The following is an 18,420-nucleotide window of genomic DNA, read 5'->3' on the forward strand; positions in this document are numbered from 1 at the left end:
TGGGTTAGGAGCCTCGTAACGATCTTGCGAGCTAGAGCCCTGCAGGGCCGACGCGCAGCTGATCGCAACCAGACTAAACGATGCCGGTGGTGTAGAAGACGCCGATCACGAAAAACACCGCGAGGGTCTTGATGATCGTGATCCCGAAGATGTCCTTGTAGGCTTCGCGGTGGGTCAGCCCGGTGACCGCCAGCAGGGTGATCACCGCGCCGTTGTGGGGCAGGGTATCCATGCCGCCGCTGGCCATGGAGGCGACTCGGTGCATGACTTCCAGCGGAATGTTGGCGGCGTTGGCCGCGGCGATGAAGGTGTCGGACATGGCCGCCAGGGCGATGCTCATGCCGCCCGAGGCCGAGCCGGTGATGCCGGCCAGCAAGGTGACCGTGACCGCCTCGTTGACCAGCGGATCGGGGATGCCCTTGAGCGCATCGGCGAGGATCAGGAAGCCTGGCAGCGAGGCGATCACCGCACCGAAGCCGTATTCCGACGCGGTGTTCATCGCTGCCAGCAGTGAGCCGCCGACAGCGCTCTTGGTGCCTTCGGCGAGCTTGTCGCGGATCACCCCGAAGGCGCTGACCAGCACCATCAGGATGCCCAGCAGCAGCGCGGCCTGTACGGCCCAGATGGCGGTGAGCTTGCTGACGTCGGTCTGCAGCGGCGCGGCCATGCCGGCCAATTGCAGGCTGTGGGTCTTGCCGTAGAACTCGGGAATCCAGTGGGTGAACAGCAGGTTGGCCACGCCCACCAGAATCAGCGGCGCGATGGCCAACCATGGGCTGGGCAGCTTGATGTCGTCCGGGGTTTCCGGCTCGTTGCGCAGCTCGGTGCCGTAGCCCTCGCCAGCCCGCAAGGCCTTGCCCAGCTGGCGGCGCAGGTAGAGCATGCCGACGCCGAGCACGAACAGGCTGCCAATCAGGCCCAGCCAGGGTGCGGCCCAGGCGGTGGTGTTGAAGAAGGTGGTGGGGATGATGTTCTGGATCTGCGGGGTGCCGGGCAGGGCGTCCATGGTGAAGCTGAACGCGCCGAGGGCGATGGTCGCCGGAATCAGCCGCTTGGGAATGTTGCTCTGGCGAAACATCTCGGCGGCGAACGGATAGACCGCGAACACCACCACGAACAGTGATACGCCGCCGTAGGTGAGCAGGGCGCACACCAGCACGATCACCAGCATCGCCTGGCCGGTACCCAGCAGGCGAATGGCGGCGGCGACGATCGAGCGTGAGAAGCCGGACAGCTCGATCAGCTTGCCGAACACGGCGCCGAGCAGGAATACCGGGAAGTAAAGCTTGATGAAACCGACCATCTTCTCCATGAACACCCCGGTGAACGCGGGTGCCACGGCGCTGGGATCGGTGAGCAGTACCGCGCCGAGCGCAGCGATGGGGGCGAACAGAATGACGCTGTAGCCGCGGTAGGCAGCCAGCATCAGTAAAGCCAGTGCAGCGAGGGCGATGATGACACTCATCGACGATCTCCTGACCCTGCAACGCGGCGAATCGACAGGCTGCCGTTAGCCTTCGAGTAACTCGCTCAGGCGCTGTGGGCGCTTTTGTTTTTGTTGTCGGCGGCGGGTAAGCCCGCAGTCTGGCTATAGCGAGTTCTGTGCCAGTTTTTAAATTACTGAATTTAAAAGGTTTTATTAACCTGGTGCTAGTACACGGCTTCCCTTGTCCCAACTTCAGGACGGAAACAGTGAGTTGACCCCGGCCAGCGTGGTATTCACGTCAATCCCTGAAATGGGACGAGTCCCGAAATCAGGACGAAAGACCCAGCTCAAGCATTTTCCGGTACAGGGTGGAGCGCCCCAAGCCCAGGCGCTGCGCAGCTTGCGGCACATCGCCCGCGGTGACAGCCAGCGCCCTGCGGATCAACTCCCGTTCGAAATTGGCGCGGGCCTGATGGAAGTCTTCGACTTCATCGGTTTGCGCAACGATGTCCTGGTTTTCTGGCAACGGATGCAGGGTGCCGATCGCGGTGGCGATAGCCGCGGCGTCGAGCATGGTGTCGTCGCTGAGCACGCAGGCCCGCTCCAGTACGTTGTGCAGCTCACGCACGTTGCCCGGCCAGGCGTGGCGACCGAGCAGGGCCATGGCTTCGGGGTGAAGCTCGTGGCGGCCCTGCAGCGCATCGAAGATCGCCTCGCACAGCGCCGGCAAGTCCTCCAGGCGCTCGCGCAACGGCGGCACGTCGAGGGTCAGCACGTTGAGCCGGTAGTACAGGTCGGCGCGAAAGATGCCCTTGCGCACCGCCGCTTCCAGATCGATTGACGTGGCAGCGATCAGCCGAACATCGCTGCGCAGCACCTCATTGGAGCCCACCGGCTCGAACTCCTTTTCCTGCAGCACCCGCAAGAGTTTGCTCTGCAAGGGCAGGGGCATGTCGCCGATCTCGTCGAGAAACAGCGTGCCGCCGTGGGCGATCTGCAACTTGCCGGCGCGGCCCTTGCGGTCGGCGCCGGTGAAGGCGCCCGGCGCGGTGCCGAAGAACTCGGCTTCCAGCAGGGTTTCCGGGATCGCCGCGGTGTTCAGGCTGACGAACGGCTTGCTGGCCCGTGGCGAGGCATTGTGAATGGCGTGGGCCAGCAGTTCCTTGCCAGTGCCGGTCTCGCCCAGCAGCAATACCGCCGAGTCGCTGGTCGCGCTGCGCCGTGCCAGGCGCTTGACCTCCAGGCTGCGGGCGCTGGTACCGATGAACTGCGCGAAGCTGTATTTGGCCTGGCGCGACTTGAGCTGCGAGCGGGTCGAGGCCAGTTCCTGCTGCATGCGTTGATAGCGGGCCAGCAGGGGTGACAGCGATTGCAGTTCGTCGAACAGGGCGAAGCCGATGGCGCCGATCACCTGGCCGGCGTCGTCATGGATGGGCAGGCGCATGACCACCAGCGGTTCGCGGGGCGTGTCCATCATGTCCAGCAGGATCGGCCTGCCGCTGTTCACCACATCGCGCAACAGGCTGCCGGGGATCACGCTTTCGCACGGGCGGCCGATGGCTTCGCTGGCGCTTTGCAGGCCGAAGCGCTGGGCGTAGCGCTCGTTCATCCAGACGATATGGGCGTCGCGGTCGACGATGATGGTGCCTTCGCTGGATTGCTCGAAGATCTCGAACAGCGAACGGATGGCCGACTGGCGAATGTGGGGGTAGTTGCCGAGGTCCTGCATGGCGCGCTCGTCTGCGGGGTGAGCGCCGATCATAACGCGGCGCGGCACCCTTGCGGTGCCGCGCCGTGGCGGTCAGCCCGCTTCGCTGGCCTTGCGCGGGGTTTTCACTGCAGGCGCGTCGATCAGCCCGTCGGCACGGAACATCGCCTTGATGCCGCGCACCGCCTGACGAATGCGATCCTGGTTCTCGATCAGCGCGAAGCGCACGTGATCGTCGCCATAGTCGCCAAAGCCGATGCCCGGCGACACGCAGACCCTGGCCTCGGCCAGCAGCTTCTTGGCGAATTCCAGGGAGCCGAGATGAGCGTAGGCGTCGGGAATCTTCGCCCACACGTACATCGAGGCCTTGGGGTTCTCGACCATCCAGCCCAGCTCGTGCAGGCCCTTGACCAGCACGTTGCGGCGCTGGCGGTATTGCTCGGCGATGTCGCGCACGCACTGCTGGTCGCCCTCCAGGGCAGCGATGGCCGCGACCTGCAGCGGCGTGAAGGTGCCGTAGTCGTGGTAGCTCTTGATCCGCGCCAGGGCGCCGACCAGCTCAGGGTTGCCGACCATGAAGCCGATCCGCCAGCCGGCCATGTTGTAGCTCTTGGACAGGGTGAAGAACTCCACGGCGATGTCCTTGGCGCCCGGTACCTGCATGATCGACGGGGCTTTCCAGCCGTCGTAGACGATGTCGGCGTAGGCCAGGTCGTGGATCACCAGCACGTTGTACTGCTTGGCCAAGGCCACCACGCGCTCGAAGAAGTCGAGCTCCACGCACTGCGCGGTCGGGTTGGACGGAAAGCCGAGAATCATCATCTTCGGCTTGGGGATGCTCTCGCGGATCGCCCGTTCCAGCTCGATGAAGAAATCCACGCCCGGCACCAGCGGCACCGAACGCACCTGGGCGCCGGCGATCACTGCACCGTAGATGTGGATCGGGTAGCTGGGGTTGGGTACCAGCACCGTGTCGCCGTGATCCAGGGTGGCCAGCATCAGGTGCGCCAGGCCTTCCTTGGAGCCGATGGTGACGATGGCTTCGCTTTCGGGGTCGATGTCGACCTCGTAGCGATCCTTGTACCAGTGCGAAATGGCCCGGCGCAGGCGCGGGATGCCTCGGGAGGTGGAATAGCCATGGGTGTCTTCACGCTGGGCGACCTGCACCAGCTTCTCCACGATATGCGGCGGTGTGGCGCCGTCGGGGTTGCCCATGCTCAGGTCGATGATGTCCTCGCCACGGCGGCGGGCGGCCATCTTCAATTCAGCGGTGATGTTGAAAACGTAAGGGGGGAGACGATCGATGCGCGCAAAGCGGCGCGAAGCCTGGTCAGCCATGCTTTCCTCGAGAGACGTAAGCGCCCGGAACCGTCCGAGCGACGTTGGCCACATGGGGTGGCCTGGCCGGACAATAAGGGCAGGCGCAGGCTTTGTCGAGTGCCTGCAAAAGCTTTTCCTGCAGTGTCTGCTGGTCGCCTCGAACGATATGCTTGGCCGCCACTCGAATCTTGACCCATCTCCTTGGCGGCGACAGGTCCGTTGCCGCCATAAACAGGACAGAGAACTTACCCGATGACTCACCGCACTATCGCTCTGGGCCTGCTCGCCGCCGGCCTCGTCGTGACACTGCCGGCCGCGGCCCTGACCGAGCAGCAATTTCAGGCCGAGGCCGACACGCTCTTCGCGCCACTGATGGCCGAGTACGACATACCTGGCCTCGCGGTTGGCGTGACCTGGCAAGGCAAGCACTACGTGTTCACCAAAGGCCTGGCGAACCGTGAGGCGGCCAGGGCGGTTTCCCGCGAGACACTGTTCGAGCTGGGCTCGTTGAGCAAGACCTTCAACGTCACCCTGGCGGCGCTGGCTCGGCAGCGCTCGCTGCTGTCGCTCGATGACCGGCTCGCTGCCCGCATGCCGTCGCTGCAGGGAAGCCCCGCAGGTGAGCTGAGCCTGATGGATCTGGCCACCCACCAGAGCAGCGGTATGCCGTTGCAGGTGCCGGATCAGGTCAAGGATGACAACGGCCTGCTGAACTGGCTGCGGCAATGGAAACCGACCACGGGCGCCGGTCACGAGCGCTCCTATTCCAATGTCAGCATCGGCCTGCTGGGGCGGGTGTCCGCCCAGGCGTTCGGCGAGTCCTATGCCAAGGCGTTGCACGATCAGGTGCTCGCTCCGCTGGCGCTGAACCATACCCATGTTCAGGTGCCTGCGGCGCAGATGCCGAATTACGCCTATGGCTATGCGCGGCAGGACAACAAGGCCATTCGCGTCAGCCCTGGCGTGCTGGATGCCGAGGCTTATGGCCTGAAGTCCAACATCGACGACATGCTGCGTTTCGTCGATATCAACCTGGGCGAAACCCAGGTACCAGCGCCACTGGCTGCCGCGATAAAGACGACGCATCAGGGCGTGACTCGCACCGAGCGCTTCACCCAGGCGATGGTGTGGGAGCGCTATCCCTGGCCCGTTTCCCGTGAGCAACTGCTGGCGGGCAACGCGCCTTCGATGGCGCTTGAGGCGCAACCGGCTACCCGTCTGCCTGAGCCTGAAACGAGCGAGCAGGGCGTGCTGTTCGGCAAGACCGGCTCGACCAACGGCTTTGGCGGTTACGCTGCCTTCGTGCCGGACGAGCGCATCGGCGTGGTGCTGCTGGCCAACCGCAACGTGCCGCTCGAGGCCCGGGTCGATGCGTCCTTCAAGCTGCTGCAGCAGGTCTTGAAAGCTGACCGTTGAGGCTCAGGCGTCTTTCAGGCGCAGGAGCAGGGCGATCAAGGCGTCGATATCGGCGTCCGTGGTGCGCCAGGAACTGACGCTCAGGCGAAAGGCCGGCCGCCCCTGCCAGACGGTTGACCCGAACCAGGCTTCACCAGACGCCTGGGCGGCCTGGAGAATCTCCGTGGTCTGTTCGTCCGAATCGGCGCGTACCAGCACCTGGTTGAGGCGCACCCGGTTGAGCACCTGGTATCCACCGGCACGAAGCGCCTTGGCGAGGCGCCCGGCCTGGCGGATGTGCCGGTCGATCATCTCGGCCAGGCCATCGCGGCCCAGGTTGGCCAGCGCTGCCCAGATCGCCACGCCCCTCGCGCGACGCGAGAACTCCAGGGTCAGGTTCTTTTGCGAGTCCTTCGAGGCCATGGCGTACGCGGCGTCGCTGTTCATCGCAGCGGCCAGGGCGTCACCGTCACGGCAGATGGCCATGGCGCTGTCGTAGGGGGTGTTCAGCCACTTGTGGCCATCGGTGGTCCAGCTGTCCGCCAGGTCCACGCCGTCGGCCAGCCCGGCCGAGGACGACGCCCGCGCCCACAGCCCAAAGGCGCCATCGACATGCACCCAGGCACCAGCGGCCTTGGCCCTGGGGATCAGTTCGGCGAAGCGGTCGAACTCGCCGGTATTGACCTCGCCAGCCTGCAGAATCAGCACGGTACGCTCGTCCAGTTCGGGGAGCCGGGCCGGATCGATGCGACCGTACTGATCCACCGGTGCCAGAAGCAGCCGGCGCATGCCGAAACCCAGCACGCGCAGCGCCTTCTTCACGGTGATATGGGCGGTTTCGGAAATCACCACGCGGATTTCCGGGGCGCCGATCAAGCCGTCTTGGTCGAAATCCCAGCCCTGCCTGGCCAGCAACGTGCGACGTGCGGCTGCCAGGCAGGCGAGGGTGCAGGCGGTGGCGCTGGTGCCGAAGCCGACGGCGCTTTCGCCTGGCAGGCCGAGTGCCTCGCAGACCCAGTGGGCGGCGACCTTTTCCAGTTTGTCGGCGATGGGCGAGCCGTCCGCGGATGACGCGCATTGATCCCAGGCCAGCACCATCCGTTCGGCGGCTGCGGCGGCAGGCAGGGTGGCGCCGATCACGAAGCCGAAATAGCGCGGCCCGTTACTGGTAACGGTGGCGGGCGAGCCGAGTTCATCGAGTGCGTGCAGCACCTGTCCGGCATCTTCTCCCGTGGTTGGCAGAGGCTGGTCGAAGGCATCCAGGGCGGCGATGGCGCTCTCGTGGGGATAGACCCGGCGCTGCTCCAGGGAGTCGTTATAGGCGATGGCGCGGCGGTCGGCGTCGGTCAGCAGGGCGTGTTCGGCGTTGCGCATGGGGCGGGTCTCGGCAGGTGGCGGCGATATGCAACCCTAACCGAGGGCCGTGGCTACCTGTCAGATACAGCCCACGGCTGCATGTCCCCTACAGCGGGACGGCCAGCACAGCTGTATCCGGTACAGTTCGCGCTAATTCTCAGGGGAAATGTGTCCTTGTGGGGAGCGGGCCGGGCATCCGCCACAGCCTGTGAAGGGCTCGCGGCTGAAGCCGCTCCCATGTCATTCGGTGCCCGGCGTATTGCGAAGAGCCATAAAAAAACCCCGCACTGGGCGGGGCTCCTTTTGACGCGGGTGACGCCTTAGGCTTGAACGACCGGGATGTTCGCGCTCGCCGCGGCTTCGCGGAACTCGGCGATCTGGTCGAAGCTCAGGTAGCGGTAAACGTCGGCAGCCATGCTGTCGATGTTCTTCGCGTACTCCATGTACTCCTCGACGGTCGGCAGTTTGCCGATGATCGAAGCGACAGCGGCCAGTTCGGCCGATGCCAGGTACACGTTGGCGCCATCGCCCAGACGGTTCGGGAAGTTACGCGTCGAGGTCGATACCACGGTGGAGTTCGCCGCCACACGTGCCTGGTTACCCATGCACAGCGAGCAACCCGGCATTTCCATGCGGGCACCGGCCTTGCCGTAGATGCCGTAGTAGCCTTCTTCGGTCAGCTGGTGAGCGTCCATCTTGGTCGGCGGCGACAGCCACAGACGGGTCGGAATGGAACCCTTGACCTTGTCGAGCAGCTTGCCGGCAGCGCGGAAGTGACCGATGTTGGTCATGCACGAGCCGATGAACACTTCGTCGATCTTCTCGCCCTGAACGGTCGACAGCAAACGCGCGTCGTCTGGGTCGTTCGGCGCGCAGAGCACAGGCTCCTTGACGTCGGCCAGGTCGATTTCGATGATTTCGGCGTACTCGGCATCGGCGTCGGCGGACAGCAGTTCCGGGTTGGCCAGCCAGGCTTCCATGGCCTGCGCGCGACGCTCCATGGTGCGTGCATCACCGTAGCCTTCGCTGATCATCCAGCGCAGCAGGGTGATGTTCGACTTCAGGTACTCGGCGATGGCCTTTTCCGGCAGCTTGATGGTGCAACCGGCAGCGGAGCGCTCGGCCGAGGCGTCGGAGAGCTCGAACGCCTGCTCGACGGTCAGCTCGTCCAGGCCTTCGATTTCCAGGATGCGGCCGGAGAAGGCGTTCTTCTTGCCTTTCTTCTCGACGGTCAGCAGGCCCTTCTGGATGGCGTAGTAAGGGATGGCATGAACCAGGTCACGCAGGGTGATGCCAGGCTGCAGCTTGCCCTTGAAGCGAACCAGGATCGACTCGGGCATGTCCAGCGGCATGACGCCGGTGGCAGCGGCGAAGGCGACCAGGCCGGAACCGGCCGGGAAGCTGATGCCGATCGGGAAACGGGTGTGCGAGTCGCCACCGGTGCCGACTGTGTCGGGCAGCAGCATGCGGTTCAGCCAGCTGTGGATGATGCCGTCGCCAGGGCGCAGGGACACGCCGCCACGGGTGCGGATGAAGTCCGGCAGGGTGTGGTGGGTGGTGACGTCGATCGGCTTCGGATAGGCCGCGGTGTGGCAGAACGACTGCATGACCAGATCAGCGGAGAAGCCCAGGCACGCCAGGTCTTTCAGCTCGTCGCGGGTCATCGGGCCAGTGGTGTCCTGGGAGCCGACGGTGGTCATCTTCGGTTCGCAGTAGGTGCCCGGGCGAACGCCTTTGCCTTCCGGCAGGCCACAGGCCTTGCCGACCATCTTCTGCGCCAGGGTGTAGCCCTTGCCAGTGTCGACCGGCGCTTCCGGCAATGCGAACAGGTCGGTCGGGCCCATGCCCAGCTCGGCACGAGCCTTGTCGGTCAGGCCACGGCCGACGATCAGCGGAATACGGCCGCCAGCGCGAACTTCATCGAGCAGAACCGGCGTCTTCAGTTCGAAGGTGGTGATGACTTCGTCGGTGCCGTGCTTGCAGACCTTGCCAGCGTGCGGATAGACGTCGATCACGTCGCCCATTTCGATGTTCGACACGTCGAACTCGATCGGCAGGGCGCCGGCATCTTCCATGGTGTTGTAGAAGATCGGAGCGATCTTGGAGCCGAAGCAGAAGCCACCGGCGCGCTTGTTCGGCACATAAGGAATGTCGTCGCCGAAGAACCACAGCACCGAGTTGGTGGCGGACTTACGCGAGGAGCCGGTACCGACCACGTCACCGACGTAGGCGACCGGGAAACCTTTGGCGCGTACTTCTTCGATCTGCTTCAGCGGGCCGATGGAGCCAGGCTGCTCGGGAACGATGCCGTCGCGGGCCATTTTCAGCATGGCCAGAGCGTGCAGCGGGATGTCAGGGCGCGACCAGGCGTCCGGAGCCGGCGATAGGTCGTCGGTGTTGGTTTCGCCCGGTACCTTGAAGACGCTCAGGCTGTACTTCTCGGCAATCGCCGGACGCTTGGTGAACCACTCACCGGCAGCCCAGGATTCCAGCACGGCCTCGGCATTGGCGTTACCGGCCTTGGCCTTTTCGGCCACGTCGTGGAAGGCGTCGAACATCAGCAGGGTGTGCTTGAGCTGTTCGGCGGCAATGGCGCCCAATTCGGCGCTATCGAGCAGCTCGACCAGGGTGGCGATGTTGTAGCCGCCCTGCATGGTGCCGAGCAGTTCGGTGGCGCGCTTCTTGTCGAGCAGCTGGGAAGTGGCTTCACCTTTGGCGATGGCGGACAGGAAGCCGGCCTTCACGTAAGCCGCTTCGTCGACGCCTGGGGGCACGCGATTGGTGATCAGATCGAGGAGGAATTCTTCTTCGCCGGCCGGCGGGTTCTTCAGCAGGTCGACGAGACCGGCAGTTTGTTCGGCGTTTAGCGGCTGGGGCACGATACCCTGGGCGGCACGCTCTGCTACGTGTTTGCGGTAGGCTTCAAGCACAGTTATTACCCTCATCAGTGGTCCCAAATGGGAAGTCCGGGACGCATGCAGGAATGCATCAAACACATCCGTCGCGCAGCCTCATGGGCTGAGCACGATGGTTTCGATACTTCCATCCGGAAGCTGCTTTCAAAGTTTTACGCCTGCAGAACGGGGTCTGATGAGGGCTGGCATGGCCTGAGGGTGACCACGCCAACTATCGTGCTGCAGGATCGACTGTGCTCGTGACGCTTTGAAAACAGCTTCCAACGGACATTGGCGCCTTTCGCAAGGCGCGCTGATTCTAGCCGAATCTTCGCGCGAAGTTAAGTGAAAGACCCATCGGCCTCTGGGGTGATCCCCATTAGACAAAGGGCTAAGATGCATCCTTCATTGTCCGGTGTATCGATTCAACGCATGCCCAATCAACGTATCAAGACGCCTTGCATAGGCCTGTGCTCCACGGTTTTCGGGGATTCCGTATGCCGTGGCTGCAAGCGCTTCCACCACGAGGTGATCAACTGGAACGGCTACAGCGACGAGGAAAAACAGTCGGTGTGGCTGCGCCTGGAAATGCTGCTGGTACAGGTGATGACCGCCAAGCTGGAGGTGTTCGACGAGGCGCTGCTGCTCAAGCAGCTGCAACAGCGGCAGATTCGCTTCGTTCCTCAGCAGTCGGCGTACTGTTGGGCTTATCAATTGTTGGCACGCGGCGCGCGGGTGATTTCCCAACTCGAGGCATACGGCATCGTGTTGCTACCCGAATTTCGCGATTGGGAGTTGCCCGATCTGCGCGATGCCATCGACCGCGAGTTCTTCCTGCTGTCCGAGGCGCACTTCGAACGCTATATCGCGCCACGCTTTCTCAAGGAAGGCATGGAGCTGCGCGTCTGACGGGGCGCGAGTAGGCCTCATTAATGCAAGAAGCCCGGCACTTGGCCGGGCTTCTTCTTGTTGCAGGAGCTATCAGCGGTATTCGCACAGGTACGCGGTGTCCTGTTCGACCTTGAGCTGGAACTTGCTGTCGGCCGGCACGGTGAAACGGCTGCCGGCGGTGAAGGTTTCCCAGTTGTCGCTGCCCGGCAGCTTGACGGTCAGGGCGCCGGCGATCACGTGCATGATCTCCAGCTGGCCGGTGCCGAATTCATACTCGCCCGCCGCCATCACGCCAATGGTGGCCGGGCCTTCTGCCATGCCGAACGCGATGGATTTGACGGTGCCGTCGAAATACTCGTTGACCTTGAACATGTGCATCCTCGTGAGCGGCAGAATAAAGGGCTGGCAAGTATGCCCAAGGCGTTGGACGGCGTCACGTATTGCGCGCGCCGCTTCGCTCGGTCATCACCAGGGGCAGCAGACGAGCGGTATTGCGTGCATCGTGCAGGGCGCGGTGCTGCTGGCCGCTGAAGTTGAAACCGGCCAGTTGTAGCGCCGCGTTCAGGCCAACGGGGCGGGGCAGCTGCCGTTCTTCGGCGAAGCGGCGCTTGAGGTTGAGATGCGGCAGCGCCTGCAGGCTGCTGGCGAGGTCATGGCGCTGCCAGTCTTGTTCGAGCTGCTGGCGATCATAATCGCCCCAACTGCACCAACCCTGCAGCCGAGGGTGATGGGGCTGCAGCCAGCGCTCGAATTGCGGCCACAGCACCGGCAAGGTGACGGCGCCATCCACCTCCGCCTGGCTGATGTGAGTGAGTTGCCGGCAGAAGCGGGTGAGCAGGGGGCGGCGCATGGGCCGCACGAAACGCTGGAAATGATCGATCTCGTGGCCGCTGGCGTTGACCAGGCTGGCACCGATCTCGATGACCTCCATATGCTCCACCGGCCAGCCGCCTTCTTCGGTGGTGGCTTCCAGGTCGATGACCAGCCAATACCCCATTGCCTCTCCTTGTCTGCTGTCGTCCGGTCATGTTCGCTCAGTGCTCAGACCGACGAGTGGTGCGATTCGTGCCATATACGAAATGCCATCATGGACATTGTGTCTTTGCGGCGCTGGCTATACTTGCGTACGCAAGATCGTGGTTCTCTATTTCCGCGTGATAGGTGAGTGTGTTCATGGATGATTCCGTGGTGTTTTCAGATGACGAGCCGGTTGGTGACAACAGCCATCCGGCGTGGCGCATCCTGACCGTTGATGATGATCCTGACTTCCAGCGCGCAACCGCCTTTGCGATCAGCGAGATGGATATCCTCGGCCGGCGTGTCGAGATCCAGCAGGCGTTCAGCAACCGCGAAGCCGCCATGTTGCTGGCCGAGCAGCAGGATTTCGCCCTGGTACTGCTCGATGTGGTGATGGAAACCGAAGACGCCGGCCTGCGCCTGGTCAAGACCCTGCGCGAAGTCATCGGCAACGCCGAGATCCGTATCGTGCTGCTGACCGGCGAACCGGGCATGGCGCCGGTGCAGAGCGTGATGCGCGACTACGACATCAACGACTACTGGTCCAAGAGCGAACTCAGCGCCGAACGCCTGCGCACCGTGCTCACCGCCGGGCTGCGCAGCTACTCGCAACTCAGGGCTACCGCGCGGGCACGCCGCGGCCTGCAGATGATCGTCGAGTCCAGCAATGCGCTGTTCTGCTCGAAGAACACCCGTGAACTGTCGGCCAAGATTCTTTCCGAAATCGCCTCGCTGCTCGATCTGCAGGCTGAAGGCATCGTCTGCGTAAAGGCCCATGATGCCAGCCCCGGCGAGCTTCCCGACGCCTATGTGATCAGTGCCAGTGGCCGCTTTTACGGCTCCATCGACGGCAATCTCAATGGTCTTGGCGACGACGCGGTGGCCAGTGCGCTGCGCTGCTCTCTGCAAAAACAGGCCACGTTGCGTTTCGATGATTGCACGGTGCTGTTCTTCCCACGCTTTCAGGCGGGCGCGGACTACGCCTGCTACGTGGCCACCGAGCGCACGCTGGACGACACCGAGCTGGAACTGCTCGAAGTGTTCAGCGCCAGCATCAGCCGAGGGCTCTACAACGTGGCGCTGTTCAGCCGCCTCGAAGAGATGGCCTACCAGGACGATTTGCTGAAGATCCCCAATCGCAATGCGCTGATCCGCATGCTCGACATGACCCTGAGCAGCCCGAACAAGAACGAGCGGGTGCTGGTGCTGCTCGATATCGACAACTTCTCCGGCGCCAACACCGCTTTCGGTACCGGCTACGGGGATTTCATCCTCGGTTTGGTGGCCAACCGCCTGCGTGATGCGTTCGACGGCAACGTGCTGATCGCCCGCGTGCGCGATGACCTGTTCGCTGTGCTGGGCCCGGAGGATCAGGTGCGTGCCGAAGATATCGTGGCCTTGTTCCGGCGCCCCAACCGGCCTTACGAGCTGGGCCAAGTGCACAGCCTGAGCAGCGTCACCCTGTATTTGCGCGATTTCGAGGACACCGCCAGCGTTGCCCTGCAGGATGCGCGGCTGACCCTCAAGCAGGCCAAGCAGCTGGGCCACGATCAGCATGTGGTGCACGACCGCCAACTGCAGAGCGCCCATGCCGAGTCGTTTCGGCTGCTGCTGGCGCTGCGCGACGCAGTGGCCAGCGACCTGATCAGCATCGAACTGCAACCCCAGGTGGATCTGCGCACTGGCGTGGTCACCGGCGTAGAGGCTTTGGCCCGATGGTACCAAGCCGACGGCAAAGCCATTGCGCCGCTCGAGTTCATTCCACTGGCCGAGGCCACTGGCTACATCCTGCCGCTGGGCGACCTGCTCATGCGCCTGGGCTTGCAGGCGGCCCGACGCCTGGCTGAAGCCGGCTATCGCGACATCCGCGTGGCGATCAATGTATCGGCGACGCAACTGCTGCAGCGCGATTTCATCGAGCGGTTCACCCTGCATCTGGAGGCCGCTGGCGTGAGTGCGGCTCAGGTCGAGCTGGAGATCACCGAGTCGGTGGCCATGCGCTCGTTCGAGCAGGTTTGCGAGCAACTGCTGGCGCTGCGTGCCATGGGCGTCAAGGTGGCCATCGACGACTTCGGCACCGGCTTCTCGTCGCTCAGCTACCTGCGCCAGTTACCGGCGGATCGCTTGAAGATCGACCGCAGTTTCGTCGAGGAACTGCGTGCCGAGGACGATGGCCAGGCGATCGCTGAAGCGATCATCCACATTGCCCGACGGGTCGGTATGACAGTGATTGCCGAAGGGGTAGAAAACCAGCAACAGGCCGAATGGCTGAAACGCCATGATTGCCTGGAGGCCCAGGGCTATCTGTACGCCAGGCCAATGCCGCTGGAGCGGCTGTTAGGCTGGCTGGGCGAGCGTTCGCAACGGTGATGGGTCGCCGCATCGCCGGTTGGCGAACGGCGCTGTCCAGGCCGCTGCCGCGTAACCTGCTGGTGCTGTTCCTGCCGTGGTCCCTGCTGATCATCGTGCTCAGCTTGTTGCTCTACGATCGCATGCTCAATGACCGGCTGGAACCGCTGCTCGAGGCGCAGACCGACAGCTTGAACGAGGGCGTGGCGGTTCTGGAACGGCATCTGTCGAGCTTGCGCGGTGATTTGCAGTTCCTCAGTCAGCAGCCCCTGCTGAACCGGGCCGTGAGGCATGCCTCCGATGATAGCTACGCTGCATTGAGTGAGCTGTTCGCCGAGTTTTCAAATAGCCGTGGTAACTACCAGCATATTCGCTGGCTCGATGAACACGGAATGGAGCGGGTGCGCATCGACAACGTGTCGGGAAAGGCGCGCCAGGTCGAGTTGGCTGATTTGCAGAATGACTCGGCTGCCTATTACTTCGTGGAAACCATGCATCTCTACAAAGGCGAGTCGTACCTGTCGCGTTTCGACCTGGAACGTCATTACCGGCCTGATGGTTCCGTCGAGACCCTGGTGCCAATCCTGCGCGCGGCGGTGCCGGTGTTCAGCGAGCGCGGTGAGCGGCGCGGCATCCTGATCCTCGACTACCGTGCCGAACGGATGTTGGAGCGTTTGCGCGAAACATCCGTGGCATATGGAGGATCGTTACAACTGCTCGATCACGAAGGCTACTGGATGCTGGGCGAGAGCCCGGAGCACGCCTGGGGCTTCTTGCTTGGCAAGCCCGATCTGACCCTTGCCAGCCACCAGCCATCAAGCTGGCGGCGCTTGCAGAACGAACAGCGCGGCTCGTTCATCGATGCGGCAGGCTTCTGGGCCTACAGTCACTTCCGGCCGAGCGATGCCGCTTCGGCAACCTCGAACGCCGCGGACCATTGGCTGTTGCTGTCTCACTTGCCTGCCCGGAATTTGAGCGAATTGCGCTGGGATGTGGTGTGGCGCGTTCTACTGTTCTTCAGCGTGCTGCAAGGAGTCGGGCTTCTGATCAGCGTAAGGCGAGCCATCGATGAAGCTGAACGCTTGCGGGCCGAGCACGGGTTGCATGTGAGCAGCAGGGCGCTGGCAGCCAGCAACGAGCAGCTGCAGCGTACCGTCGAACAATTGCAGCGCACACGCCGCGCCTTGTTGCAGGCTGAAAAGCTGTCGTCCCTCGGTACCATGGTCGCCGGCGTCGCCCATGAATTGAATACGCCAATTGGCGCCGCCAGCGTGGCAGCGTCGACCCTGGAGCGAGCCAGCCAGGAGTTTCAGGTGGCGATGCGCGAAGGGCTGAAGCGCACTACCCTGGAGCGTTTCGTGCAGCGTACCGATGATGGCCTGAGCATCATTCTGATCAGTCTGGAGCGGATGTCGCAGCTGACCCGTGCATTCAAGCAACTGGCTACCGACCGCGCCAGTACGGAACGGCGTCGCTTCGGCCTGCGCGAGCTGGTGGATGAGGTGGTATTGCTGCTGCAACCGAAATTACGTCAGAACGACCACCGGATCGCGGTGGAGGTTGCCCCGGACATAGTGCTGGACAGCTACCCGGGGCCCCTCGGGCAAGTCGTGCAGAACCTCGTCGACAATGCGCTGGTTCATGCCTTCGACCCTGGTGTGAAAGGCTTGGTCATCGTGCGTGGCCAGGTCGATGACGAACGAGGGCAATGCGTCATCGAGATCATCGACGACGGTCGGGGCATGGACGAGGAACTGCTGGGCAAGATATTCGACCCGTTCTTCACCACCCGGCGCGGCCAGGGTGGTACCGGCCTGGGCTTGCACATCACCCATCAGCTGGCGGTGGATGTGCTCGGTGCCGAACTGGAAGTCGACAGCACACCGGGAGAGGGATCGCGCTTCAGGATTCGCTTCGACCTGAACTGACTGAGGGGCTGCCGGCCGGTGAAGCGGCAGGCTAGAATCGCCGCCGTCTGCTGCATGCTTCTTGTTCGAGGTCCGTTCCATGCAATGCCGTCCTGGTTGTGGCGCCTGCTGCATCTCCCCGTCGATCAGTTCCTTCATTCCCGGCATGCCCAATGGCAAGGCTGCTGGCGAGCGCTGCGTGAATCTGGCCGAGGACAACCGTTGTTCGATCTTCGGGCGCGAGGATCGACCCGCCGTGTGCGCCGCATTTTCAGCGGATTTCGCTGTCTGCGGTAATAGCCGTGAAGAAGCCATCCGCCTGCTGGCCTGGCTGGAAGGTGCTACGGCAACGGCTGTCTGACGCTCTACAGGCAAACTCCGGAGAATAAAATGTCGTTGACCCGTTTATTGCTAGCAAGTACGGCGCTGTGCATCGCCTCTGCCGCCCATGCCGAGGACTGGCGCTTGGCCAAAGACGAGGAGGGCATCAAGGTCTACCTCAGCGAAGTGGCCGGCTCTCCCTACAAGGCTTACCGCGGCGTAACCCTGATCAAGACCGACGTGGCCAAGCTCAGGGCGTTGCAGGAGGACGTGGTGGCTTCCTGTGCCTGGATCCACGAGTGTCAGGAGCAGCGGTTGCTCAAGCACGAAGGTGGCAAGAGCTGGACTTACACCCGCTTCAACACGCCATGGCCGGTGACGCCTCGGGATTCGATCATCGAGGTCACCACCGAGCAGGGCGCCGATGGCAGCGTGATCCGCACCCTTCACGGCGTGCCTGATTACCGCCCTGAGGAAAAGGGCTATGTACGCGTTGCCAGTGTCGAAGGCCACTGGACGATGACGCCCAAGCCCGACGGCATGGTTGAGGTGGTGTACGAAGCGCATACTGACCCAGGTGGCAGCGTGCCTTCTTGGCTGTCCAACAAGTTCGTGGTCGAGGCGCCCTTCAATACGCTCAAGGGCATGCGCCAAAAGGCCCAGCAGTAATTTTTCCAGGCCATAAAAAACCCGCCATAAAGGCGGGTTCTTGTTTGCGGGTGACGATCAGTCGTCGCCGCCCATGATGCCGAAGATCTGCAACAGGCTGACGAACAGGTTGTAGATCGATACGTACAGGCTGATGGTCGCCATGATGTAGTTGCGCTCACCACCATGAATGATCGCGCTGGTCTGGAACAGGATACAGGCCGATGAGAACAGCACGAAGCCAGCGCTGATCGCCAGTTGCAGGCCGCTGATCTGGAAGAAGAAGCTGGCCAGGATCGCGCCGAGCAGAACGAAGAAGCCGGCGGTGATGAAACCGCTCAGGAAGCTCATGTCCTTGCGGGTGGTCAGCACGTAAGCCGAGAGGCCGCAGAACACAACGGCCGTCATCATGAATGCGGAGCTGACGACTTCGGCGCCGTTGGCCATACCCAGGTAACGGTTGAGAATCGGGCCCAGGGTGTAACCCATGAAGCCGGTGAGGGCGAACGTCGACAGCAGGCCCCAGCCGGAATCACGCAGCTTGGCGGTCAGGAAGAACAGACCGTAGAAGCCTATCAGTACCACGAAGATGTTCGGGTAGGGGACATTGGCGCGCTGCGCCATGAAAGCCACGATGCCGCTGAATGCCAGGGTGAGGGCCAGCAAACCGTATGTGTTGCGCAGAACGCTGCTGACTGCGGTTTGTTCAACCCGTGAAGGGCTATGTGCGTAATCTTGTTCGCGCATGGCGACACTCCTAGTAAATGCTGTTGGTCCGTGACCAAGGTCGAGAAGCATCTTAACAGAGCCTTGGGTACTGCCAAGTCAGAGTGTTTGACAGTGTGTTGCGTTCCGGTAAGATGCCGCCCGCAGCCTGCAAGGTTGCAAAGGAATGTTTCGGCGAGCCGACGCATTTCATGTCGACCTGGAGGGTTGGCAGAGCGGTTGAATGCACCGGTCTTGAAAACCGGCGAACGTTAATAGCGTTCCCAGGGTTCGAATCCCTGGCCCTCCACCATATACAAGAAAAAGCCCGGCACTCGCCGTAATGCTGTTCACTTAAGCGGAGCAGCCTTACGATCCACTGGATATCGGGTTTTGGAAATCTTCACCGTCCTGGGTCTTCCCGGCCTTGGACGGTGATCCAGAAACATTCCTCCGATACCTCCCCGCAGCTCAGCCAACCTT

At 62.9% G+C, this 18,420-nt stretch carries 14 protein-coding genes and 1 tRNA gene; 7 read left to right on the forward strand and 8 right to left on the reverse strand.

The features are described from left to right. Nucleotides 1-73 precede the first annotated feature (73 nt). The 3 genes from BVH06_RS01005 to alaC all read right to left on the reverse strand — a co-directional run bounded on the left by BVH06_RS01005 (nt 74) and on the right by alaC (nt 4,472). Nucleotides 74-1,465 (reverse strand): GntP family permease, encoded by a 1,392-nt coding sequence (locus tag BVH06_RS01005; RefSeq protein WP_075932871.1) that lies wholly within the window; start codon nt 1,463-1,465, stop codon nt 74-76. A gap of 289 nt (nt 1,466-1,754) precedes the next feature. Beyond that, nucleotides 1,755-3,155, reverse strand: coding sequence for a sigma-54-dependent Fis family transcriptional regulator (locus BVH06_RS01010; protein ID WP_075932872.1), 1,401 nt, complete (start codon nt 3,153-3,155; stop codon nt 1,755-1,757). Between the two features lie 72 nt (nt 3,156-3,227). Beyond that, the gene (gene alaC / locus BVH06_RS01015) at nt 3,228-4,472 is read right to left on the reverse strand and encodes an alanine transaminase (RefSeq protein ID WP_075932873.1); all 1,245 of its coding nucleotides are present in this window, start codon (nt 4,470-4,472) and stop codon (nt 3,228-3,230) included. Nucleotides 4,473-4,706: 234 nt separating this feature from the next. Between alaC and ampC the strand changes: the two genes are divergently transcribed. After that, nucleotides 4,707-5,870: a class C beta-lactamase gene (gene ampC / locus BVH06_RS01020; RefSeq protein WP_075932874.1), complete on the forward strand. Its 1,164-nt coding sequence runs from the start codon at nt 4,707-4,709 to the stop codon at nt 5,868-5,870. Nucleotides 5,871-5,873: 3 nt separating this feature from the next. Here the strand turns inward: ampC and BVH06_RS01025 are convergent, their stop codons facing one another. Together BVH06_RS01025 and acnB are read right to left on the reverse strand one after the other, a co-directional pair. After that, nucleotides 5,874-7,223, reverse strand: coding sequence for a pyridoxal-dependent decarboxylase (locus BVH06_RS01025; RefSeq protein WP_075932875.1), 1,350 nt, complete (start codon nt 7,221-7,223; stop codon nt 5,874-5,876). A 302-nt stretch (nt 7,224-7,525) separates the two neighbouring features. Beyond that, nucleotides 7,526-10,135, reverse strand: coding sequence for a bifunctional aconitate hydratase 2/2-methylisocitrate dehydratase (acnB, locus tag BVH06_RS01030; RefSeq protein ID WP_075932876.1), 2,610 nt, complete (start codon nt 10,133-10,135; stop codon nt 7,526-7,528). 396 nt (nt 10,136-10,531) lie between these two features. On the opposite strand from acnB, the gene BVH06_RS01035 reads away from it, so the two are divergent. Further along, nucleotides 10,532-11,008 (forward strand): DUF1289 domain-containing protein, encoded by a 477-nt coding sequence (locus BVH06_RS01035; protein ID WP_075930165.1) that lies wholly within the window; start codon nt 10,532-10,534, stop codon nt 11,006-11,008. A 72-nt stretch (nt 11,009-11,080) separates the two neighbouring features. Here BVH06_RS01035 and BVH06_RS01040 read toward each other — a convergent pair whose 3' ends face one another. Continuing rightward, nucleotides 11,081-11,362 (reverse strand): pyrimidine/purine nucleoside phosphorylase, encoded by a 282-nt coding sequence (locus BVH06_RS01040; protein WP_070887319.1) that lies wholly within the window; start codon nt 11,360-11,362, stop codon nt 11,081-11,083. Nucleotides 11,363-11,423: 61 nt separating this feature from the next. Continuing rightward, nucleotides 11,424-11,987, reverse strand: a complete 564-nt coding sequence (locus BVH06_RS01045) for an exonuclease domain-containing protein (protein WP_075932877.1) — start codon at nt 11,985-11,987, stop codon at nt 11,424-11,426. 176 nt (nt 11,988-12,163) lie between these two features. On the opposite strand from BVH06_RS01045, the gene BVH06_RS01050 reads away from it, so the two are divergent. The 4 genes from BVH06_RS01050 (at nt 12,164) to BVH06_RS01065 (ending at nt 17,253) form a co-directional block, all read left to right on the forward strand. Beyond that, nucleotides 12,164-14,377, forward strand: coding sequence for an EAL domain-containing protein (locus BVH06_RS01050; RefSeq protein ID WP_075932878.1), 2,214 nt, complete (start codon nt 12,164-12,166; stop codon nt 14,375-14,377). Then, on the forward strand, nt 14,377-16,284 hold the full coding sequence (locus BVH06_RS01055) for a sensor histidine kinase (protein WP_075932879.1): 1,908 nt from the start codon (nt 14,377-14,379) through the stop codon (nt 16,282-16,284). The genes BVH06_RS01050 and BVH06_RS01055 overlap by 1 nt, the downstream gene beginning before the upstream one ends. A 79-nt stretch (nt 16,285-16,363) precedes the next feature. After that, nucleotides 16,364-16,624 carry a YkgJ family cysteine cluster protein gene (locus tag BVH06_RS01060; protein ID WP_070887505.1) on the forward strand — a complete coding sequence of 87 codons (261 nt, stop codon included), beginning with the start codon at nt 16,364-16,366 and terminating at the stop codon, nt 16,622-16,624. 29 nt (nt 16,625-16,653) lie between these two features. Beyond that, nucleotides 16,654-17,253 (forward strand): START domain-containing protein, encoded by a 600-nt coding sequence (locus BVH06_RS01065; RefSeq protein ID WP_075932880.1) that lies wholly within the window; start codon nt 16,654-16,656, stop codon nt 17,251-17,253. Between the two features lie 57 nt (nt 17,254-17,310). On the opposite strand, the gene BVH06_RS01070 is transcribed toward BVH06_RS01065, so the two are convergent. Beyond that, nucleotides 17,311-17,979: a Bax inhibitor-1/YccA family protein gene (locus BVH06_RS01070; RefSeq protein ID WP_075932881.1), complete on the reverse strand. Its 669-nt coding sequence runs from the start codon at nt 17,977-17,979 to the stop codon at nt 17,311-17,313. 180 nt (nt 17,980-18,159) lie between these two features. Between BVH06_RS01070 and BVH06_RS01075 the strand changes: the two genes are divergently transcribed. Then, nucleotides 18,160-18,250 (forward strand) — tRNA-Ser (locus tag BVH06_RS01075). Nucleotides 18,251-18,420 lie beyond the last annotated feature (170 nt).

It is taken from the genome of Pseudomonas sp. PA27(2017) (assembly GCF_001945445.1).
GTDB lineage: Bacteria > Pseudomonadota > Gammaproteobacteria > Pseudomonadales > Pseudomonadaceae > Aquipseudomonas.